Below are 18796 nucleotides of genomic sequence, written 5' to 3'. Positions count from 1 at the left end.
TTCACTTCGCCTTATGATTTAATTTGCTCAATAATGATTATCCTAAATAAATTTCGGCGATTAAACCTTTTCACGAATCAATTGAGTTTACACAAAACTCTATACACATATTAGTGGTAAAATAACGGCGATCTAGAAAATTTTACTTAACAATATTATTATAGGATTCAACTCAAGCACAGATAAATCCGATAATGATGATACATATCACCAATTGTTACCAGTTACCTAATATTAAGAGTTAATATCCTTAAATTTTTCGTTTGAAAGGAATGACACTGTATTGGGATCGTTTAATTGGATTAAAAGTAAGTACATAAAAGTTATATCTTTCATTGAACAACATAGAGACAAAATACCTTTCAGCAAATTCATACTGTTATACTTGAGAATCCCCATTACTTTGAGAGTACTTGTAGCTCTCGCCTTCTTAGGTATAACTCATGAAATAATATATATAATTGGTTTTATTATCTTACAGAGTAAAGGGAAAAATGAGGTACTTTCCTTAATAACTGCTTTTCAGAATCCAATAAATTTTAATAACGAACTATATTATTATTACTCATTCGTGTATTTGTTTATCACCTTAATAGCTATTATACCTTTTGGTCTTGCTTTGTTTTATGGGACAATTATGTTACAGAAGATTAGATCTAAAAAACTATATTTCAGTTTTACATTCTTATTCTTGGGTGTACTTTTGCTCTTATCGTTTTCATTATTACATACTGCATCTTTGCTTTCTTATTACTTATTTTATTCTTCAAAATACTCCTCCTTTTGGGAAGTGGCAATTAATTACATTTTTTATGCAAAAGAAATACAATGGAATGCCTCTGCAATCGATTTAGATTCTTTTCAACAAGAAGTTTTTATTTCATTACAATCTGGAAATATGGCTGCGGTACTTTTAATATTCCTATTTTTTGTTTTTAGAAAGAAATTAAAACAATCTGAAAAAAAGCATAAAAATACATTAAAAGCAATTCTTTGTGAATCAAAAATTTCATTACATGCTTATTCAAATTGGGATTTTCTGAAATCGAATGTGTTCATTCTACATACTAGAATAATGAGCTCCATTTCATTTATTTCCTACATCATTTTACTTGTAATTTTCTCTTTTGCTATAATTCTTATATTTGTATCACATACAGCTCATCAATTCGGAGGATTCGGTAAGAATCTTGCACAATTTGATACAGATTCAGTATTAGTGAGCTATACTCTGAATGGTGAAATAAAGAAAGTAGAAGGAATTCGAATTTTTCAGGACAAAAATTACATTGTGGTAAGAGACAGCAAAAACCAAATTCATTACATTTTTACTGACCAAATTCATATTAGGAATAGACAATAATATTTCTTCCTTAAATATTAATCCGGTATAAAGAATGCTCAATTAACTAAAAATCTTCAATATATCCTTTTTCCCGTAGCAAAATATCAATATAACATAACATTTCTTTCAAATATTCAATTTACCAAAAAAGGATGATGGGTTGATTGATTTCAGATTTCAATTTCACAAAGTCAAAATAAGAATTACTATCAAAGATTCCCCTCTGTGTGAGGGGAATAGCGACTATATACCAATTACATTTCTCATTATTTCTAATCGACGTACTCTTTTGCTTCTAGATTGTGTTCCTTTAGAACTGAAGTGTTTATATTATTGAATCTCGATAAAACGTTCTGTACCGTAAATCTCTAATAGTATTACCATACGGTCTTGTTCTTTTTCTTAATACTCAGCATTGAATAGGTCGTAAACCCGCTTTATATTAGTTTGAGTCGTTTCTTCTTCAATTCCCCTAGGCTACTAATGAACTGCATATCCGCCATTCTTCGCACTTGAGTTAAAATAAATATTTTCCATATGCTTTTTCTGCGTATTACTGAATCTTTTCCCAAGTCTTGTATCACCATTTCAGATGGTGTACAGGCCTCATTATTCCCTCCCTTCACTCCCGAAATATTTTGTTAAATATCGCGATTTCTTTACTTTCATGCTATTATTCACAAAGATACAAATTAGACAATGATTACCAATTGAGGTGGTATTAAAATGGATGTACTCGTTTTTGGGATTGTGGTAATGATCTCAATTGTGAATTTGTATTATCTGCTGAAGCAAACCAATCGACATTTACAGAGAATCGAAGACCTGCTTACCAAGTTAATCGATAAGAAGGATTAACATCGTTCATCACAATTTTCTATTTGTTAAATGCTGGTAGCAACTTAGGTGCTTGTAATTGTTTCCCTTGACTTAACCAGTGGAAGAATGAGTGACCCTTTTTGAAAGACGTTGGCTGGAGTTCGACCACAACCGCAGTAAACAGTCCATCAAGCCAGCTGTCACCGCTCTAAAAAATAAGATGTCTAGCAACACCTCGCGCTGCGCCAAGGTTAGCAAAGCTTTAAAGCCTGCTCCGTTCTTGTATTGGACATATCTATTTGAGAAGCTGTCTCATCTCTCCGAGCTACCCATTCGCTGGACAAACTGCTTTCTTGGTCTTAATCGTTGCCGATCACCTGTCGTTCTTTACTTACCCAGCAACCAAAGCCCCTCAGGATGGGGGGATTCGACCTTACGTTGATCCCCGTACATAGGCAATCATGGATTTTTCTTTGAAATTGTTGCCGATTACACATTTGCCCATAAATTGGTATCAATAACAATTGATTGCAGGAGGGGAATTTATTGAAAGAAACACTAAATCAATATGGAACACCATCTGAATTATCATATAATCCCTGGCTATATTCCAATCCTTTGGGACAGGAGTGTGCATCTACCCCTATCCCATTGGATACTTTGCTTGTACGTGAAGTTAGTATGCAGTCTGGTGCTCTCCTCTTTTACAACAGCTATACCGGCCTTGGTGCGACCGGCCTACTCGACGCCGACGGAAACTATCAGTTCGTCGGTTCCATCTCCGGATTAGCAAGGGGTTGGACCCGCGTCGTCGCAACCCCCAACGGTGGCGTATTATTCTACCACGCCCCGACTGGCCTTGGAGCAATGGGCCGACTTGACGCCAACGGAAGATTTGAGTATTACTTGTGGAATATCCAAGTTGGAGTAGGCTGGACCCACATTGTGTCTGCCAACCAGGATAGTCTTCTTTTTTACAACGCCGGGGCCGGTCTTGGAAGAACTGCACGGATTGACGCAGCTGGAAACTATGGGATCGTTAGTGATCTCTCCGGTTTCTCAAAAAACTGGTTCCTCGTCACAGGAACCGCCAGCGGTGGCCTACTCTTCTACGACTACGCTACTGGTTTAGTTGCAACCGGCCGACTTGACGCCAACGGAAACTACCAGTACGTCGGTTCCATCCCTGGATTCGCAACAGGCTGGACCAATATCGTACCCGCCAATAAAGGTAGCCTACTCTTTTATAACGGCCTCACCGGCGCTGGCGCGACGGGCCTGCTCGACGCCAACGGAAACTACCAGTACGTCAGTTCCATCCCAGGATTCGCAACAGGCTGGAGCCGCATCGCCGGAAACCCCAGCGGTGGAGTATTCTTCTACAACCACGTGAACGGCCTTGGTGCGACTGGCCGGCTTGACGCCAACGGAAACTACCAGTTCGTCAAAACCATCCCCGGATTCGCGACAGACTGGACACACATTGTGGGCAGGTAGGTCGTAATGCCAACGGGGACCGCTATGGAGGTGGACGGGGCGCCAAGCGAGCATTGGTGATGGGAACGCGCTTAAATCGAAGTTCATCTGCGTTACGGCTTACATTGGCTGTGCCATTTGATAGTGATTTTCTCAAATTCCCTAAACCACCTACGGGAGGTATAGGGGATTTTTGTTTACATTTCTCGGGCTCCTACGGCCCTCACAGCGTGTCAGAAGACACAATAAATGCAAGCTGGACGCTGATTTCGATTGGTTAAAAACTTCGCATCCCCGTAAGTTGTGGACTGTCTAAACCTCTAGTCAAAATACCAAAAATCGAAAATTGTGGTGATGCCCTTGTCCACTTCAGTACCTCCAGCATAGTTTGGTACAAGGAGGTGGTAAGAAAATGGCAATGAACCCTCCAATTTTTATTGGAGCAAATAGTATTGCAACTATTGGCAACCGTTTTTTCCTAATTGTTGAGGTTGAGGCAAAAGTACCTGGAGTCGAAATTGACCCAGTTTTTGCGGTCCGTATAACCCGCGAACAAGCACGAAGGCTCCGAAATGCAGGTGTCATGAGAACAGTTATTCAGAATACACGTCCGCGGCCTAGACCTGGATTTGATGTGGAGTTTAAAGGTGTACTGTTCGCTAATGGTCGATTTTTCTCCGTTTTCGACGTTGAAAACTCAACCGATACTTCAGTACTTGTTAGAATCAGCCGTGAAAGAGCGCAAAGGCTTATTCGTAATGGAGCACGGAGAATCCCAGTGATTAGAAGAACTTTTTAAATGTCTCGGCTGGAATCTTTCAGCTAGAGCGATGGAAACCCTGTGGAGAAACTGCTACAGGGTTTTTCCTTTTACACAATCTCATGTCCTATCTAAAACGGAATGCTCCTGATAAAGCTTTTATAGGTCTCTTTTCTACTTACAAAGGGAAGAATCTGTATGAGAAATACGATTTTAAGCAGTACCCTGCTTTAACAGGAATGTTTCGAGTAGCGCCAATTTCCTTAGTTACAGGCTCCTCCAAGCTCGGGGGAGTTTTTATTATTGTCGATTTATCATTTTGAAATCGCTTTCGGGAACATACTAAATCTTCTTGCTTGTGACCCATACTCGAAAAGCGATGATAACTATTCAATCAGTCTTACATCCCCTTTAGATCAGAGCGATCTCTCCCAAGCAGTGCTAGAAACATTGCTTGCATCACGAGAGATTGGTCAAAGTTGGGCTGTAAATGGTTCCTACTCCGTGGCGCTTACGTGTACATAAGAAAAGAGCATTTAGACACAAATAAACATAAAAAAACCCTCCCTTCCGACCAAGGGAAGAAAAGGGAGGCTGGGTGGACTGGGTTCAAATCTCTAGTTCACCAAGTCGAACGAGTTCGACTACTGCCTGAGATCGACCTTTGACACCTAATTTTTGCATGACATTACTAATGTGATTGCGCACAGTCTTTTCGCTGATGAAGAGTTGTCCGGCAATCTCTTTGGTTGTCTTATCTTGGACCAAGAGTTCAAACACTTCTCTTTCGCGATTCGTTAACAACGGCTTGGTTTGGTCGCTACCCTTCAATCGTGCCACCCCTCCTTGTGGGCTCTACAGGAACAAGGTTGAGGGATTACAGAGTCACCTTATCCTATGATGGGGGGTGGGTGATGGTGCCGGAATTTCAAGGATTTTAGGCTTTTGCCTTACATCCTATTCAGAAAATGGGCAATGGGTTCCGAACACCGCTGAGAAACCTCTTCGACATCCGCCGTGAATTTTTTCGTTCGAGACGACGATGGCCTCCAGTTGTCCCCCGTTCAGATCGCGCCGAGTTCGCCTCGCCTGATGAGATTGCCATCGGAACCCAAGGCCAACACCGCCCCCGACACTCCAGTCTATTCACCCGACACATATACTGCTCCCTACAATTCGACTTCCATTCCATTATTTTTAACTGGATCAACCAAAAATGCCCTTGATTCGTAAAAATCAAGGGCACCACAACTTAAATAAACGGGGTACGACTATACGTTTGCTCGAACTTGTCACGCAATCCTTTGGCCAACAAGCTAAACGATCCAATGGCGATCATGAATGCCCCCAGTGGAACGAGGAAAATCCACGTATAGTTACTGTAAATAAAGCCTCGATAAGACCCGAGCAGCCCTGCCCATTCGTGTGTAACGGAATGATACAAAACCGGGTCAAAGGTCATGTTCGTACCACCTACAAACATGTCAAATATACCGAGAAGCCCCATCAAGGTCATGACAGCGATCATTTCTGTCACCAAGATGATACTAAGCTGTTCCTTCAAATGCGGCAAGATGTGGCGAAAGACAATTTGATTCCGGCCAGCTCCTAGTGCAACGGCAGCCAAAACATATTGTGATTCCTTAATTTGCTCGGCCTTTTGACGCACAGAAGAGGCTACAGAAGGTGTTCCAAGCACAGAGACAAGCCCTATGAAAAGGAGTACGAGCGTGAATGTTGGCAGCTCCGAATTCACATTGATTCCTCGCAAAAGAAAATACACAGGGATAAACACAGGCATATAGCTCCATGCATTTTCGATCGCCATCCACCAACGCTGCTCTTTATCTTGAATACCGATATAGAGTCCAATCCATGTACCAAATAACACGCGAATAAATGCGATCGCAAGGGTAATAAAAACAGTGTATGGCGCTCCATGGAGCAAGAGGGTCAGTAAGTCATACCCCCATTTGTCCGTGCCGAGTAAATGTTCTGCTGACGGCGGTAAGGGCGGAGCAACCATGACTTGTTTACCGTTCACAACCTCTTGACGCATCTTCGCTTGATATTCCAGCTCATAGGGAGCCACGTAAGGCCCTGCCACAGCGATCACGATCAGAAGGAACACGAAAATACTGCCTAGCCATAAAGAAAAATGGAATCGTTTTTTCATCAAAAAACCTCACTTATCCCTCATGCTGAAAAGTGACCAGCTGCTTAAATAAATGGGGTACGACTATACGTCTGTTCGAATTTATCACGCAATCCTTTGGCCAGTAGACTAAAGGAACCGATTGCAAGCATATAAGCAGCAAGTGGGATCAGGAAAATCCACGTGTAATTCGTGTAGACAAAGCTTCGGTAAGTCCCGAGCAGTCCTGCCCATTCATGTGTGGTCGAGTGAAACTCAACAGGGTCATAGTACATAGTCGTTCCGCCTACAAACAGACCAAACATCCCAAGAAGCCCCATCAACGTCATCGTGGCAATCATCTCTGTCACCAGGACAATGACCATATGCTCCTTCAAATGCGGCAGAATGTGACGAAAGACGATCTGATCCCGCCCAGCCCCCAGCGAAGTCGCAGCTAAAACGTACTGAGATTCCTTGATTTGCTCCGTTTTTTGACGGATGGACGCAGCCACTGAAGGCGTCCCAAGCACTGCCACAACCACTATAAAAAACAAGACAAGCGTAAACGTTGACAATTCTGAATTGATACTGATACCCTGCAAAATAAAATAGACAGGAATAAAAATCGGCATGTAACCCCAGGCATTTTCAATCGCGATCCACCAGCGCTGCTGCTTGTCCAATATTCCAATATACAGACCGATCCATGCTCCGATCAATAATCGCAATAACGCAATCAGGATCGTAATGAAAATGGTGTACGGTGCCCCATGGAGCAGTTTTGTAAGCAAATCATAGCCCCATTTATCTGTACCCAACAGATGCTCGCTTGAAGGTGCCAAAGGAGGGGAAATGATCACTTGCTTCCCGTTCACCATCTCACTGCGCACTTTCACCTGGTAATCGATGTCATAGGGGGCCAAATAAGGTCCGGCTACACCGATAATCATTAGAATTACTACCAAGATACTGCCTAGCCATAAAGCCCAATTGAACCGTTTCCTCATACCATACCCTCACTCATTCCAAAAGAAGTCTGGGTTATTTATACACAACCGCGCGTTCAATCACATACAGAATGAGACGAATCAATACATAGACCAAAATGGATAGCAAAATAATACCTAAAAGTCCCATGACAGCAGCATTGAATTCGTATCCGCCATCTTTGCTGAAAATAAACCGGGTCAATCCTACGACGTTTAATAAGTACTCAACAATAAACAAGTTAGCTACCGAAATCGCAATCGTCTTCTTTAAATCAGCAATAAGAAACGGCTTAATGTTTTTATAGACGTGGTGGATGAGAACATGCCAAATCCCCATCCCCTTGGCAAGTGCTGTTTTAATGTAGTCTTCGCCGCCGATTTGTGCATACTTCAGGCTGACTACCTTCATGAGAAAAATTGTGGGTCCAATTGACAGTAGCGTGATCGGAAACCAGGTACTCTCAGAGTCACTTACAGGTGACAGAGTGATAATACGAATGTTCGTCATCTTGTAAAATCCGACGGCACCCACAATCGACACAACAATCAGGATAAAATCAGGAATCGTGGCAAGCAAATTCAAAACCTTTTGAAATTGACGCACAAACCGAAAGCGCTGCAATAGCAATCCAAAAATAATACTAGCAAGGACTGCGACACTAACACTTGCGAACAGCAATTCAAAGGAGCTACTTGCAAATGGAAGGATATCCTCTGCGATGCTTCTTTCCGTTTGCCCCGAATAATAGGTTCCGAGGGAGCCTTCTGCAATCTGCTGAATCAGATGTACCGTATGGACTACGATATTTCCCGGCTCGAACACGATTTCTTCCTTTTGCGTATATAGCATGAACGGCCCACCGCAAACGACGATAACTAGGAAAAACATCCCAATTAATTGTTTTACATAGGTCAAACTCTCATACCCCCTTACTATTTCCAACAATACACTATCTATTAAAAATCATCCAGACAATAGAAAATATTTTATTTTTTTATTCTATTCAAACAGAAATAAAAAAGTGGCTGAGCAGGATAGCCTGTCAACCACTTCTCCATTCATGGGAACAGTTGATTCGAAAAAGAGGATAGCTAATCGATTACTTCGTAGAAGAAGTAGCGACACGCAGCTGCTCATTTTTCATGAGAAGATTTTGAATCGAAGCAGTAAAAGGTTTTCTTACTCCATCTTTCAAACGTGGAACCATTGGAATCATCTGATAGACCTCCTTTCTGGCAATATCTTCTTAAGAATAGCATTTTTTCTTATTTATCGTCAATTCCGGCCATTCCCAGATAGGAAGCGAGTTGATTGATTTCAGCCATGTAGATGTTTTCTTGTCCGTAATAGCCCTCCTGCTCCCCTGCAACCTGTGCAAATTTCGAATAGAGCCGGTTCAGATAAACATGATTAGCATCCGCACGAAAGGTTACTTGTTTCACATGTTCATTCTCTTCTTGGACCTGTCTGATAAGATGGCGAAAGCCTTTTAGAAATACCCTGCTCCTTCGATACTTTTCTTCAACGATGACTGAATGGATATAGCAAAATTCGCCCTCTGGATCTGGTTGCCTTTCTGCTGTCACGTATTGATAATGGCCCCAACCGACCAATTTACCTCCCTCGTCTTCTATCAGGATCAAATGAGAATCCGGGAGAAACGTCAAAATATGAGCAAGCGTGTCACTAAGGGAAAACATACGACTAAATTCCAATCGATTGCGCATAAAGAATAGCGTGAATTGGGCAAAATCATTGTCACTGGTACATTTTCTAAAATGGACATGCATCCTTTGCACACTGCCTTTCTTTTTCTATCGTTAACGTATTGGCTGTTGGACGTTCTTGCCAATCGCCGAGTGTTGGGACGTGATGTACTGGAATACCTTCAAAGGTAAGGTCAAAACAACACAAGAGGTGAGAGCCGTCACGGTTGTCGTCTGTAAAGCACCCGCTTGGTCTGTTTCTCCAAAGTGATCGCCGTCCTCCAAGATCGCAAGTCGAATCTGCTCGTCAGATTCACCAGATGTTTGAGATACTTCTACCTTTCCGCGTGCGAGGAGGTGAAACTTCTCTGCTGCTTCTCCTTCCCGAATGATCGTTTGTCCAGCAGTAAACGTCTCGGATTGAAAGAGATGCAGCATATCAGGCACGTCGACGCCTGGAACATCCATAACACCCTCTGGTCTACTCAAAGCACTTTGCTTGTCCCATAACCTTCTGTAATAGCCCCGCTTTTGCAAAAGTTGAAAATGGGTTCCGTGCTCCACTAGTTCCCCTTGCTCCAACACAAATATTTGATCCATGTCCGTTATGGTCGACAAGCGATGTGTCACCGTAATGACAGTCCGATCATTGGAAAGCTTTGCAAAAGTCTTGTTAATAGAAGCCTCTGAAATGGGATCGAGAGCAGAAGTTGCTTCATCCAGAATGAGTAATGAAGGATTGCGCAGAATCGCTCGAGCAATGGCAAGGCGCTGCCTTTGTCCCCCAGAGAGGTTGCTTCCCCCATCCATAACAAGTGTTTCGTATTTATCTGGTAGACTCATGATAAAGTCATGGATCTCCGCTTGCCGTGCAGCCATCCTCAGCTCCTCGTAGGTCGCATCGAGTTTGCCGAGCCGGATGTTTTCCGCTATTGTTCCGTGAAAAAGAAAGTTATCCTGAAAGACGACCCCTACGTGGTTACGGAAGGCTCCCCGATTACATTCATCGAGTTTTGTGCCGTTTATCTCGATCTGACCAGAACTAGGTTGATAAAAGCCTAATAACAGTTGAACGATCGTGCTTTTTCCAGAACCGCTGGAGCCAACAATCGCAACTTTTGTCCGAGCCGGAATCTGCATGCTGACCTGATTGATAGACAACTGATTTTCCTGATAACCAAACGCAACATTTTTTATGGACACCTCAGTCAAACGCAAATCGGGCTGTTCCGCTGTAGTATGGTCGACTTTTTCACTCGGTTCATTCAGTACCTTCTGGATTCGCTCCATACTGACTTGTGCATCTGTAATGAGCGGTAGCGTAAAGGTCAGATTAAACACTGCATTCCCCATCGACGTATACATGGTGAAAAAGGCAACAAGCGAACCGACAGAGATTCGCCCGGTGAGTGCCAGATAGGAACCGAAGCCAATAATCGTAAAGTTGATGAGTAGTAAGCATAGCGCAGGAATTCGTTCCAATTTCGCTGCCATCAAATTTTTATGAAAGTTGCTGACCAACAGCAATTTGAGTCTTTCATTGAATTTATCGATCATGACATCTTGCAGGTTGAAGCCCTTGATGACCATTTGCGCTTTCGTATTTTCCTGGACATCATTCGTCATTGCAGCGAGCTGTTCTTTGTATGCGGCATTGATTGCGTGGGCACGTCGGCCAAGCAAATAAGGACCTGTAAAAATCAAGATTGCTCCCACCAAGATACACAGCGCCATCACCCATTCCAAATAAAACAACACCATCGTACTAATCGTCACGACCGCCAATGACTGAATACCCGTCGTGAAGAGAATAGCCAACGATCTGTCAATGACAGGCAAATCCACTGAAAAGTAAGAGACCAGTTCACCCGAACGCGTTTTGTGGAAATAGCTGACCGGCAAATACTGCATATGCGCAAACAATTTTTGCCGCAAATCATTTTGCACACGTGCGTTTAGTTTTGCCAGCACATAATCACTGATCATTCCAGCACTGACACAGATAAACCCGCTAATCGCCAATACGATCATGATAACGGAGAAGACGTGCATATCTTTGGGAACAATCGCTCTGTCAATGATCATCTGGAAACTGAGAGGTGCCAAGGATAAAAAAAGTAGATCGAGTGCAAGCGTGAGGAAAAAAAGGGAACTCAGGAGCTTATAGGGGCGTATGTAGCCAAACAGGTTTTTGATGACGAACAGCATCGTGACGTCTCCTTCTTGGATTAGAAAAATGGTTCATGTTGAAATCTAGCTGCATAGGATTGCCAAGCCAAAAACGATGCGCGATATTCATCCAATGGACCGTTTGCCGTTTCCACAGAAGCTACTCGTTCTGCAATCTTGGTAAACAATTTGCGTAAAGAGTCGTCCGAGGAAGTCCAGAATCGAAACTCCTTCACGTCTTCCTCCATATAGGCGATATATTCGGTTACATACTGAAGGGCGTGCAAAAAAAGGCGACTGCTGCGATACTGTTCTAAAAAATAGATCACCTGAATTTGAACGATATGCTTGTCTTCGTACTGATTTTCACCTGTCCCGTAAATGTACGAAAAGGCACCGATCACTTCATCGTCATCGTTGAAGCAAAGAAATGCTTTCCCCTCCATTAAAACGGGACTCGCCAGAAAACTGAGCGCCACAGGAAAAGAATATGGCATGCGAAGCTGGTCGTAGTTTTCCAGTAAAAAAGCCATGTATTTCTCATAATACATCTCAGCTGAACAGATCGAGAAGTAATGATCCATCTCTTTCCATCCCTCCTTTGAATAATAATGTGTGGCTACGTATCCTTCACAAAAAAGACGGCCATTAGCCGCCTCTATCTTATCACAATAATTTGAATATCCAGTCTGCCCATGTCATGAAGATCGAGCGGTGCAGTCAATGCTGTCCCTGCCATGTCTTTCAAGTCATGCTGGTGTAAAAATAAGGGTGGGGTAATGTCTACAATAACACCTCGATTGGACAAAAGCGTACTCGCATTCCCGGAAATCATGTTCCCCAACTCTGAAATTGCACTTTTTCCGAGCTCATCCATCTCTTGCACGGGATAGCCACCCATCATGGCCGAGACAATGCGCAAAGCTAATTCCTCTTGCAGACCGAAAAAGACCTCACCTTGAAATTGACCTGTCATTCCGATTCGAATCCATGTATGGCCTTCTACATGGCTCCATTCTCTCTCAGCTAACTCTCCACGCGAAATGTCGACATTGCATACTTGTTGAATCACGGACGAAGCTGATTCAAGAAATGGATCAAGGTACTGGACTATCATCTGCATTCTCTTCCTTTCCCGGGCAATTCACTCTTAGAGGTTGTACTCGTATAGGACTATCATAATGTCGATTTTTGGCAGATGCAATAGGATTACGAAAACTTCATAGGCATAAGGTCACGAAAACAGGGTGTACCGGGAAAATAATCCTCTACTTTAGCCTCATGACGAATGGTATAGATGGCGGTGCACGTTCGCAAGTCTAATATTTCTACACCGATCTCATGCTTACTCAATTGCCATATCGGAACCTCGACTCGATCAAAGGCAAAAACAGTATCTCCAAATGCCAAGCACTCCTGTATACAGCGGACAGCATCGTAATGTTCATCAGCCTCAAGCAAATGAACGGGCTCCAAACCGAATTGTTCGATCAGATGAAGGCGATCCCGCAATTGCACTGCCCCACGCTTCCTTCTGACTGTCCTTCTCGGGGATAGTACAGGGTACTCTCTCGTAACATATTCCCACTTGATCCCGTGGTAAAACATCGAATAGACTCCTCCTACAAAAATTTAGCCCGGCAATAGCCTTTTCGCTGCTACTGACGGGCCCGCTACTCTATTTTTTCTTACCGACGACGTTCAACTCCGCTCGGGCTTCTCTACCAAGCGCATCAGTGGCAACAACCGTCAGTTTTTGCTTGCCTTCCTCTACCTCATGAAGCACCAAGCGAAATAGCCCACGATCATTCGCGTTGGTCTGAAAGCTTTTTGATCCATAGTTGATTTGGAGATTAACAGCACCAGCACCTGTCACCCTCCCTTCGATGGGCAGCGCTTCACCTTCCTGCCCTTCTAGCTGTTTGTTCGGCAGCTGGATCGTCGGAGCTGGCACTGTTCGCGCTTTGTAGGATATACGCTGCTCCCCATTGCTTATGACGACCGAACCTGAATTGGCATCGACATACGCATACACCAGCAGCATACTTTGATTACCTGCACCGTCTTTGCCTTCAAGCAAAATACGATTTTCTCCCTGCTTCATACTCAAAATTTGCGTTACGTATTTTTGCGCAGGGATTTCCAGTTGATCTTCTTCAAAATAGGACACGATTTGCCCATTGATACTAACCTGACCTTTATATGTTTGATCTCTGTACATAAAACGCACTGGAACCAGCATGTTCTTGGTTGCTGGATCGAACTGTACGTCTTCGCTGCCATCGTTTAGCAATTGCAGTGTCGGAGGACTTGTATCGACGATGACCCGCTGCGTGAATTGGCGCTTGTTTCCATACATATCCATTGCACTGTACATCACATAATTGAGACCTTCCGTTAATCGCAGGATGGTTTCAAATGATCCATCCGTCGCCAGCTTTACTGGTGTTTTGTTAATCGACAAGCGCACCCTGTCCATCATATCCTCGCCTGTTACTTTGCCCCTGAAGGCTACATCCGGTTGCTTGGATATTTTCAGATATGGAAACAAATCATCTGGGAACTCCACAAATGGCGGAGTGCTGTCACTTTTCCCGTTAATATGCGCCACACTGATATTCCCTGCATAATCATACGCTACAACACTCATTTTTTTATCCGGCTGATTAATGAGTGTGCTGGACACTTTTGGAGAATACGGACCTCCTACCCTTTTGCCGTTTACATAAAGGAAATAGGCTTGGATATCTTTATCGCGGCTGCTCCACTGAACCCGGTTTCCTGACACAGAAGCTGTAATCACAGGAGCTTTTGTATCCACGCGGATGGGGAGTGTCATCGTTTGCCAATTCGCATTGCGGTCGTCTATTTTGGCTTTAATGGAGAATTGGTACTGTCCATCAGGTGCCTGTATATAGGCGCCTTTTTGCGGTGAAAAGATCTTTCCGTCCCAGCTCCACGCTTCCTTTTCCGTGTAATAGTATGGCGTCCCCAGCTTGGATTGGTCGTACTTGCTCACTTTTTCATCACGCACAAGAGTGCGAATCGGCTTACCTGTCTGGTCTGTTACTTCGACGATAATATGACGGGCATTTCGTAAAAATGTAATCGAAGGAGCAGCGACATCGTAATGCCCATCCCCGTTTGGCGAAAAGGCAATATGATTGGGGTCGATTTTCGCACCTCCATCGGCTTTGACACCTGTCACACCTAGATAATCCCGATAGCGCCATTTGTCATTGCGTTTATCGTGATACCAGCTCGTCTTGACACCTGTTCGTTTTTCCTGACTTTCTGCCTCCCATACCGGCTGATCCATAATCCTTGGTTCATCCCAGTCGCCGTAGAAGCCATAAAACGCCGTGCGCAACGTAGGCAGTTCCTTATCATCTGGTTGAAAGGAAATAAATCCTTCTGCAAATTGATTGCGTGCCGAGCCTTTCGGAATCGTGAGTGTTACCTTCACTTCCTCTAGCTTCCCCGGCGCAACGGTAATCTTGGGAGCGGAAAATTGCAGTTCTGCCCCTTCGAAAAGGGTATCTGTCAGCATGTTGATCCCATTCTTACGCAAGTCAGTCATGACACCAAACTCATTTTGCAACTGATACGTAATGGGCTTTTTTCCAAACTTGTTATTAATAAACAGAGAAAAGGTCGTTGAATTCCCAATCTCTCCTAACGAGACACCTGCTTTTCCTTTTGCATTCACAACAATAGCTGGCGTCTTGATCGCTTTTCCGATTTGCATCAGTCCTGCCCCTTGAACCCGTGGGCTGTAAGGTACTTTTTTTGCTTTCTCCTTATCCGCTGCTGGAACACTGATTTGCGGATCGATAATCGGTTCTGCTGTATTCATCGCCGCAGCCTTTAACGTATCGACGAGCGATCTTCCTTGCAGGTTCCGCCCTTGCTTGAGATAGCCTTGCTTCAGTAAAGCCATCCCGCCTGCCACATGTGGCGTTGCCATTGACGTGCCACTTTTCACGGCATATTCAGACTCTCGCGTGAGTGACAAGATGCCCCCACCTGGAGCTGCAATCTCTGGCTTGAACTGCAAATCGGGTGTTGGTCCCCATGACGAAAAAGCCGAGATCGTTCCACCGTCTGGATAAGGCATTGGATTTTGTCCATATTCACCGTTAAAGGAGACCGTCACTTTCTTGCCTTTTTTAATTGCTTGTGCCATTTGCTCGCCCATGTGCTTCAAGATAGAAACAGCCGGGATTTGTTTGGCATGCTCCGCACTGATAATGAGTGGTCCCATTTCATTGTTGTAGATAACAGCACCCACTGCTCCTGCTTCTTTGGCGAGGCGCAGCTTATCGTCGAATGAAATGTCGCCTCGCTCGAGCAATACTACTTTATCTTTTACGGAAACATTGTAGTCTTCCTTCTTCCCTTTCCCCATATAGACAAGCGGATATGACTTCATCAGCGTCATGACCGGGTTTATTGCACCCCCGCCTTCCACATAGCCGGATAAATACACGACTTTCTCCATTCCGGGTACCCCTTGCACCGTGAAGCTATAGCCAGCCAGTGCTGTAGCGTTGACCGAAGCAACTGAAAACGCATCAGGGCTCAAGCCTGGAGAACCGATCATGGCGATATCCGGATTCTGTGCTCGTACCTTATCACTGCCGAAATACGCATCATTGCCGGCTGCTGCCACTACTACGATTCCATTATCGACTGCTCGCTTTACTGCCATTTGCTCTACATTTGTTTCATCCACGTAGCCTGCTGAGGAACCTAGACTCAAGTTGATGACATCTGCTTTTTTCGTAATGGAATCATTGATCGCAAATAAAATCGATTCACCTAGCCCAGGAACCTCGCTTTGATAATTGGAAAATACTTTTTGGCTGATGAGCTGGGCTTCAGGAGCAACCCCTTTTACTTTTCCGTTCGCACCAATAATTCCCGCCACATGGATACCATGCTGAGATTCCGATACGTCTTCTGTTGTTTGCGTACGGTCAGCCCAGTTAAAGCCAGGGATCACCTTATGGGAAGAACCTGACTTTTGCATGGCTGAACGCTTATCATGCGGGGCAGGCAAATCGGGGTGGCGCGGATTGACTCCCGTATCGATCACGGAAACGAGCATACCTTCTCCTTTTACGCCTGCTTCCTCCCAAGCCTTAGTCGCCTCAATCATTTCCAGCGAATCGACAGGTGCGGATTTTAATTGCTCTCCTCGCAGTAGAAGTTCTTGACGTTGCCATTCATCTGCCTTTGTCTTATATTCCTTGTCCGCCTTGCCTGTATGTAATGGCTCGTGCATTTCCGCGAGATCCTGCAAAATCTGCGTACGAATGGTCGCCGTTCCTTCAAACGCTGTAGTGCTGACAGTCGTTGCGGGAAGCAAAGCCAATATTAATCCAATGCTGCATACCTTTTTCTTCATCGTTTGCCCCCTTGCTGGAAGTCATTCCATTATGTTTTCAGTTTTCACTAGGAATCGCTTGGGTATTCCCTTCTTTTCGCGAAGGTTGACAAACGAAGTATTTTCAGCCTATATTTAAGTGCATTAAATATTACATATCAAATATTCCCGATAACGAAGAAATAGATCAAATAAGGAGACGATACGAGCATGCCCTCCCCCTTAACAGATACGCTTGAGCGCTTGCAGGAGGCGTTTCGTACCATTATGCGTACGATGGGAACGCAATTAGCCGAACCTGTCTCTGGTTTGACTGGCCCGCAATTCTACATCCTTCATCAGTTGGAACAGAAGGAAAAATGCACCGTTGGAGAATTGGCTGAATCAATGGGGGTCAAACCAAGCGCAATCACAGCGATGGTCGACCGTTTGGATAAACACGGTTTCGTCGCCCGTGATCGTGATGAGGAAGATCGCCGAGTGGTTTACATCAGCTTGCGAGATTCTGGCAAAAAAATTCTGCAAGTAGCCAAGCACAATCGGAGAGAAAAGCTAAATAAAATGTTTGCTCACCTCAGCGAAGATGAACTCCAGCACTTTGTCCTCATTTTTGAAAAGCTGGCGATGGCGGCCGTCATCGAGGCGAGTGAATAAACTCCTTGTACGTTGCTGTTGTGGTGGGGAGAAAACAGGAGAAAACGCTCAGCTTCTAGGGCCACCCCCTCGGGGATTGACTGCACGACTCCATGCAAAAAGCGAAACCGCGTCCAAAGTTGTCCTCTCAGGATGTGTTTCAGAGGTGGACGCTTAAGAGCGTGTTTCGCTTTTTGCATTGCGTCTCGGTCGGTGTCCCTAAGATCTTCGCTTATTTCTCCTGTTTCCTCTACGAGCTTTCCACGTGATCCAATTTTTTAAATCCTTCAAAGAATGAAATACCTCATCTGTTACGCCAGAGAAGAATATTTCCAGACGTAGCGACTTGTGGAGTCCTACCGAGCGGAGAAGGGATTTGCGGGCAAAAGAAACGCAACGTGCCCGTGCTACGAAGCGGCTACCACTTTTGCGTTTCCCCGCGAATCCCTTCGGAGCGGACAGTCTCAACCCCCAGCGGGACGGAGCCTGGAGCCTAGCCTGGAAATATTCTTCTCTCCACTACAGCCACATATACAGTAAGCACCTAAACAAACTTTCTTAAACTGAAAAAAGGCGTGCTTTCCGGATCACCGGCGCACGCCATTTCTTCGTTTATTAGGAGAAGAAGAACTTCTTCACTGCATGTTTGGTTGTTTCTTTGTTCATGTGAGCGATCGACGTTGTCAGCGGAATGCCTTTTGGACATGCTTGTACGCAGTTTTGCGAGTTACCGCAATCACCGATACCGCCATCTTCCATCAGGGCTTCCAGACGCTCATGCTTGTTCATCATACCCGTTGGATGCTGGTTGAACAGACGAACCTGCGAAATCGCAAACGGACCGATGAACTCAGCCTTCGCATTCACGTTCGGGCAAGCTTCCAAGCAAACACCGCACGTCATGCACTTCGAAAGCTCGTACGCCCATTGACGTTCAACTTCCGGCATGCGAGGACCTGGTCCCAGATCATGCGTACCATCGATTGGAACCCACGCTTTTACGCGTTTCAGCGCATCGAACATGCGGCTGCGGTCAATCGACAAGTCACGTTGTACAGGGAAGGTGCTCATTGGCTCAAGACGAATCGGCTGTTCCAGTTTATCAACCAGTGCCGAGCAAGCTTGGCGCGGTCTTCCGTTAATAACCATCGAGCACGCACCGCATACTTCTTCCAAGCAGTTCGATTCCCAGTTTACTGGAGACGTTTTTTGACCTTGTGCGTTGAGTGGATTACGTTGAATCTCCATCAAAGCACTGATCACGTTCATACCAGGACGGTAAGGGATTTTGAACTCTTCCTTGTACGGAGTGCTGTCAGGGCTATCTTGACGAGTGATAATCAAATGAATCAATTTTTCTGCCATGATCAGT

General features: G+C 44.4%; 16 protein-coding genes. 5 read left to right on the top strand and 11 right to left on the bottom strand.

Translation table 11 applies throughout. The annotated features are described in order from the left end of the window. The first annotated feature begins 385 nt into the window (after window positions 1-385). The 4 genes from HP568_RS14490 to HP568_RS14480 all read left to right on the top strand — a co-directional run bounded on the left by HP568_RS14490 (window position 386) and on the right by HP568_RS14480 (window position 4439). A complete protein-coding gene (locus tag HP568_RS14490; protein ID WP_173629438.1) occupies window positions 386-1363 on the top strand; it encodes a hypothetical protein in 978 nt (325 codons plus the stop codon). Between the two features lie 708 nt (window positions 1364-2071). Continuing rightward, the gene (locus tag HP568_RS30050) at window positions 2072-2203 is read left to right on the top strand and encodes a hypothetical protein (RefSeq protein WP_255413028.1); all 132 of its coding nucleotides are present in this window, start codon (window positions 2072-2074) and stop codon (window positions 2201-2203) included. Window positions 2204-2710: 507 nt separating this feature from the next. Then, complete coding sequence (locus HP568_RS14485) at window positions 2711-3661, top strand: hypothetical protein (RefSeq protein WP_173629437.1); 951 nt, start codon at window positions 2711-2713, stop codon at window positions 3659-3661. A gap of 391 nt (window positions 3662-4052) precedes the next feature. Beyond that, window positions 4053-4439: a hypothetical protein gene (locus HP568_RS14480; protein WP_053079560.1), complete on the top strand. Its 387-nt coding sequence runs from the start codon at window positions 4053-4055 to the stop codon at window positions 4437-4439. 570 nt (window positions 4440-5009) lie between these two features. Here HP568_RS14480 and HP568_RS14470 read toward each other — a convergent pair. The 10 genes from HP568_RS14470 to HP568_RS30110 form a co-directional block, all read right to left on the bottom strand. Beyond that, window positions 5010-5231, bottom strand: a complete 222-nt coding sequence (locus HP568_RS14470; RefSeq protein WP_003387736.1) for a helix-turn-helix domain-containing protein — start codon at window positions 5229-5231, stop codon at window positions 5010-5012. Between the two features lie 421 nt (window positions 5232-5652). Next, the gene (locus HP568_RS14465; RefSeq protein ID WP_173629435.1) at window positions 5653-6576 is read right to left on the bottom strand and encodes an ABC transporter permease; all 924 of its coding nucleotides are present in this window, start codon (window positions 6574-6576) and stop codon (window positions 5653-5655) included. 44 nt (window positions 6577-6620) lie between these two features. Next, the gene (locus HP568_RS14460; RefSeq protein WP_048031991.1) at window positions 6621-7544 is read right to left on the bottom strand and encodes an ABC transporter permease; all 924 of its coding nucleotides are present in this window, start codon (window positions 7542-7544) and stop codon (window positions 6621-6623) included. A 34-nt stretch (window positions 7545-7578) separates the two neighbouring features. Beyond that, entirely contained in the window at window positions 7579-8442 is an 864-nt protein-coding gene (locus HP568_RS14455; RefSeq protein WP_048031990.1) for an ABC transporter permease subunit, read from the bottom strand. Window positions 8443-8792: 350 nt separating this feature from the next. Then, on the bottom strand, window positions 8793-9254 hold the full coding sequence (locus HP568_RS14450; protein ID WP_254551226.1) for a GNAT family N-acetyltransferase: 462 nt from the start codon (window positions 9252-9254) through the stop codon (window positions 8793-8795). Window positions 9255-9347: 93 nt separating this feature from the next. Next, entirely contained in the window at window positions 9348-11441 is a 2094-nt protein-coding gene (locus tag HP568_RS14445; protein ID WP_173629433.1) for an ABC transporter transmembrane domain-containing protein, read from the bottom strand. Between the two features lie 20 nt (window positions 11442-11461). Then, window positions 11462-11986 carry a hypothetical protein gene (locus HP568_RS14440; RefSeq protein ID WP_048031987.1) on the bottom strand — a complete coding sequence of 175 codons (525 nt, stop codon included), beginning with the start codon at window positions 11984-11986 and terminating at the stop codon, window positions 11462-11464. Window positions 11987-12060: 74 nt separating this feature from the next. Beyond that, window positions 12061-12519 (bottom strand): chemotaxis protein CheX, encoded by a 459-nt coding sequence (locus HP568_RS14435; protein WP_048031986.1) that lies wholly within the window; start codon window positions 12517-12519, stop codon window positions 12061-12063. Window positions 12520-12611: 92 nt separating this feature from the next. Next, window positions 12612-13010 carry a hypothetical protein gene (locus tag HP568_RS14430; RefSeq protein WP_173629432.1) on the bottom strand — a complete coding sequence of 133 codons (399 nt, stop codon included), beginning with the start codon at window positions 13008-13010 and terminating at the stop codon, window positions 12612-12614. A gap of 70 nt (window positions 13011-13080) precedes the next feature. Then, window positions 13081-16812 (bottom strand): S8 family serine peptidase, encoded by a 3732-nt coding sequence (locus HP568_RS30110; protein WP_173629431.1) that lies wholly within the window; start codon window positions 16810-16812, stop codon window positions 13081-13083. 189 nt (window positions 16813-17001) lie between these two features. Here HP568_RS30110 and HP568_RS14420 point away from each other — a divergent pair, with 189 nt between their 5' ends. Then, entirely contained in the window at window positions 17002-17445 is a 444-nt protein-coding gene (locus tag HP568_RS14420) for a MarR family winged helix-turn-helix transcriptional regulator (protein WP_048031983.1), read from the top strand. A gap of 594 nt (window positions 17446-18039) precedes the next feature. Here the strand turns inward: HP568_RS14420 and sdhB are convergent. Further along, on the bottom strand, window positions 18040-18789 hold the full coding sequence (gene sdhB / locus HP568_RS14415) for a succinate dehydrogenase iron-sulfur subunit (protein ID WP_007722466.1): 750 nt from the start codon (window positions 18787-18789) through the stop codon (window positions 18040-18042). Between the last annotated feature and the right edge of the window lie 7 nt (window positions 18790-18796).

The sequence above is a fragment of the Brevibacillus sp. MS2.2 genome (assembly GCF_013284345.1).
Lineage (GTDB): Bacteria > Bacillota > Bacilli > Brevibacillales > Brevibacillaceae > Brevibacillus > Brevibacillus brevis_C.
This window is presented reverse-complemented; position numbering and strand designations above follow the sequence as displayed.

Excerpts from the sequence above, each read along its gene's own strand:
- HP568_RS30050 (WP_255413028.1), top strand. The coding sequence starts at position 2,072 with ATGGATGTACTCGTTTTTGGGATTGTGGTAATGATCTCAATTGTGAAT.
- HP568_RS14480 (WP_053079560.1), top strand. The coding sequence starts at position 4,053 with ATGGCAATGAACCCTCCAATTTTTATTGGAGCAAATAGTATTGCAACT.
- HP568_RS14465 (WP_173629435.1), bottom strand. The coding sequence starts at position 6,576 with ATGAAAAAACGATTCCATTTTTCTTTATGGCTAGGCAGTATTTTCGTG.
- HP568_RS14460 (WP_048031991.1), bottom strand. The coding sequence starts at position 7,544 with ATGAGGAAACGGTTCAATTGGGCTTTATGGCTAGGCAGTATCTTGGTA.
- HP568_RS14450 (WP_254551226.1), bottom strand. The coding sequence starts at position 9,254 with ATGCGCAATCGATTGGAATTTAGTCGTATGTTTTCCCTTAGTGACACG.
- HP568_RS14445 (WP_173629433.1), bottom strand. The coding sequence starts at position 11,441 with ATGCTGTTCGTCATCAAAAACCTGTTTGGCTACATACGCCCCTATAAG.
- HP568_RS14440 (WP_048031987.1), bottom strand. The coding sequence starts at position 11,986 with ATGGATCATTACTTCTCGATCTGTTCAGCTGAGATGTATTATGAGAAA.
- HP568_RS14435 (WP_048031986.1), bottom strand. The coding sequence starts at position 12,519 with ATGATAGTCCAGTACCTTGATCCATTTCTTGAATCAGCTTCGTCCGTG.
- HP568_RS14430 (WP_173629432.1), bottom strand. The coding sequence starts at position 13,010 with ATGTTTTACCACGGGATCAAGTGGGAATATGTTACGAGAGAGTACCCT.
- HP568_RS30110 (WP_173629431.1), bottom strand. The coding sequence starts at position 16,812 with ATGAAGAAAAAGGTATGCAGCATTGGATTAATATTGGCTTTGCTTCCC.
- HP568_RS14420 (WP_048031983.1), top strand. The coding sequence starts at position 17,002 with ATGCCCTCCCCCTTAACAGATACGCTTGAGCGCTTGCAGGAGGCGTTT.
- sdhB (WP_007722466.1), bottom strand. The coding sequence starts at position 18,789 with ATGGCAGAAAAATTGATTCATTTGATTATCACTCGTCAAGATAGCCCT.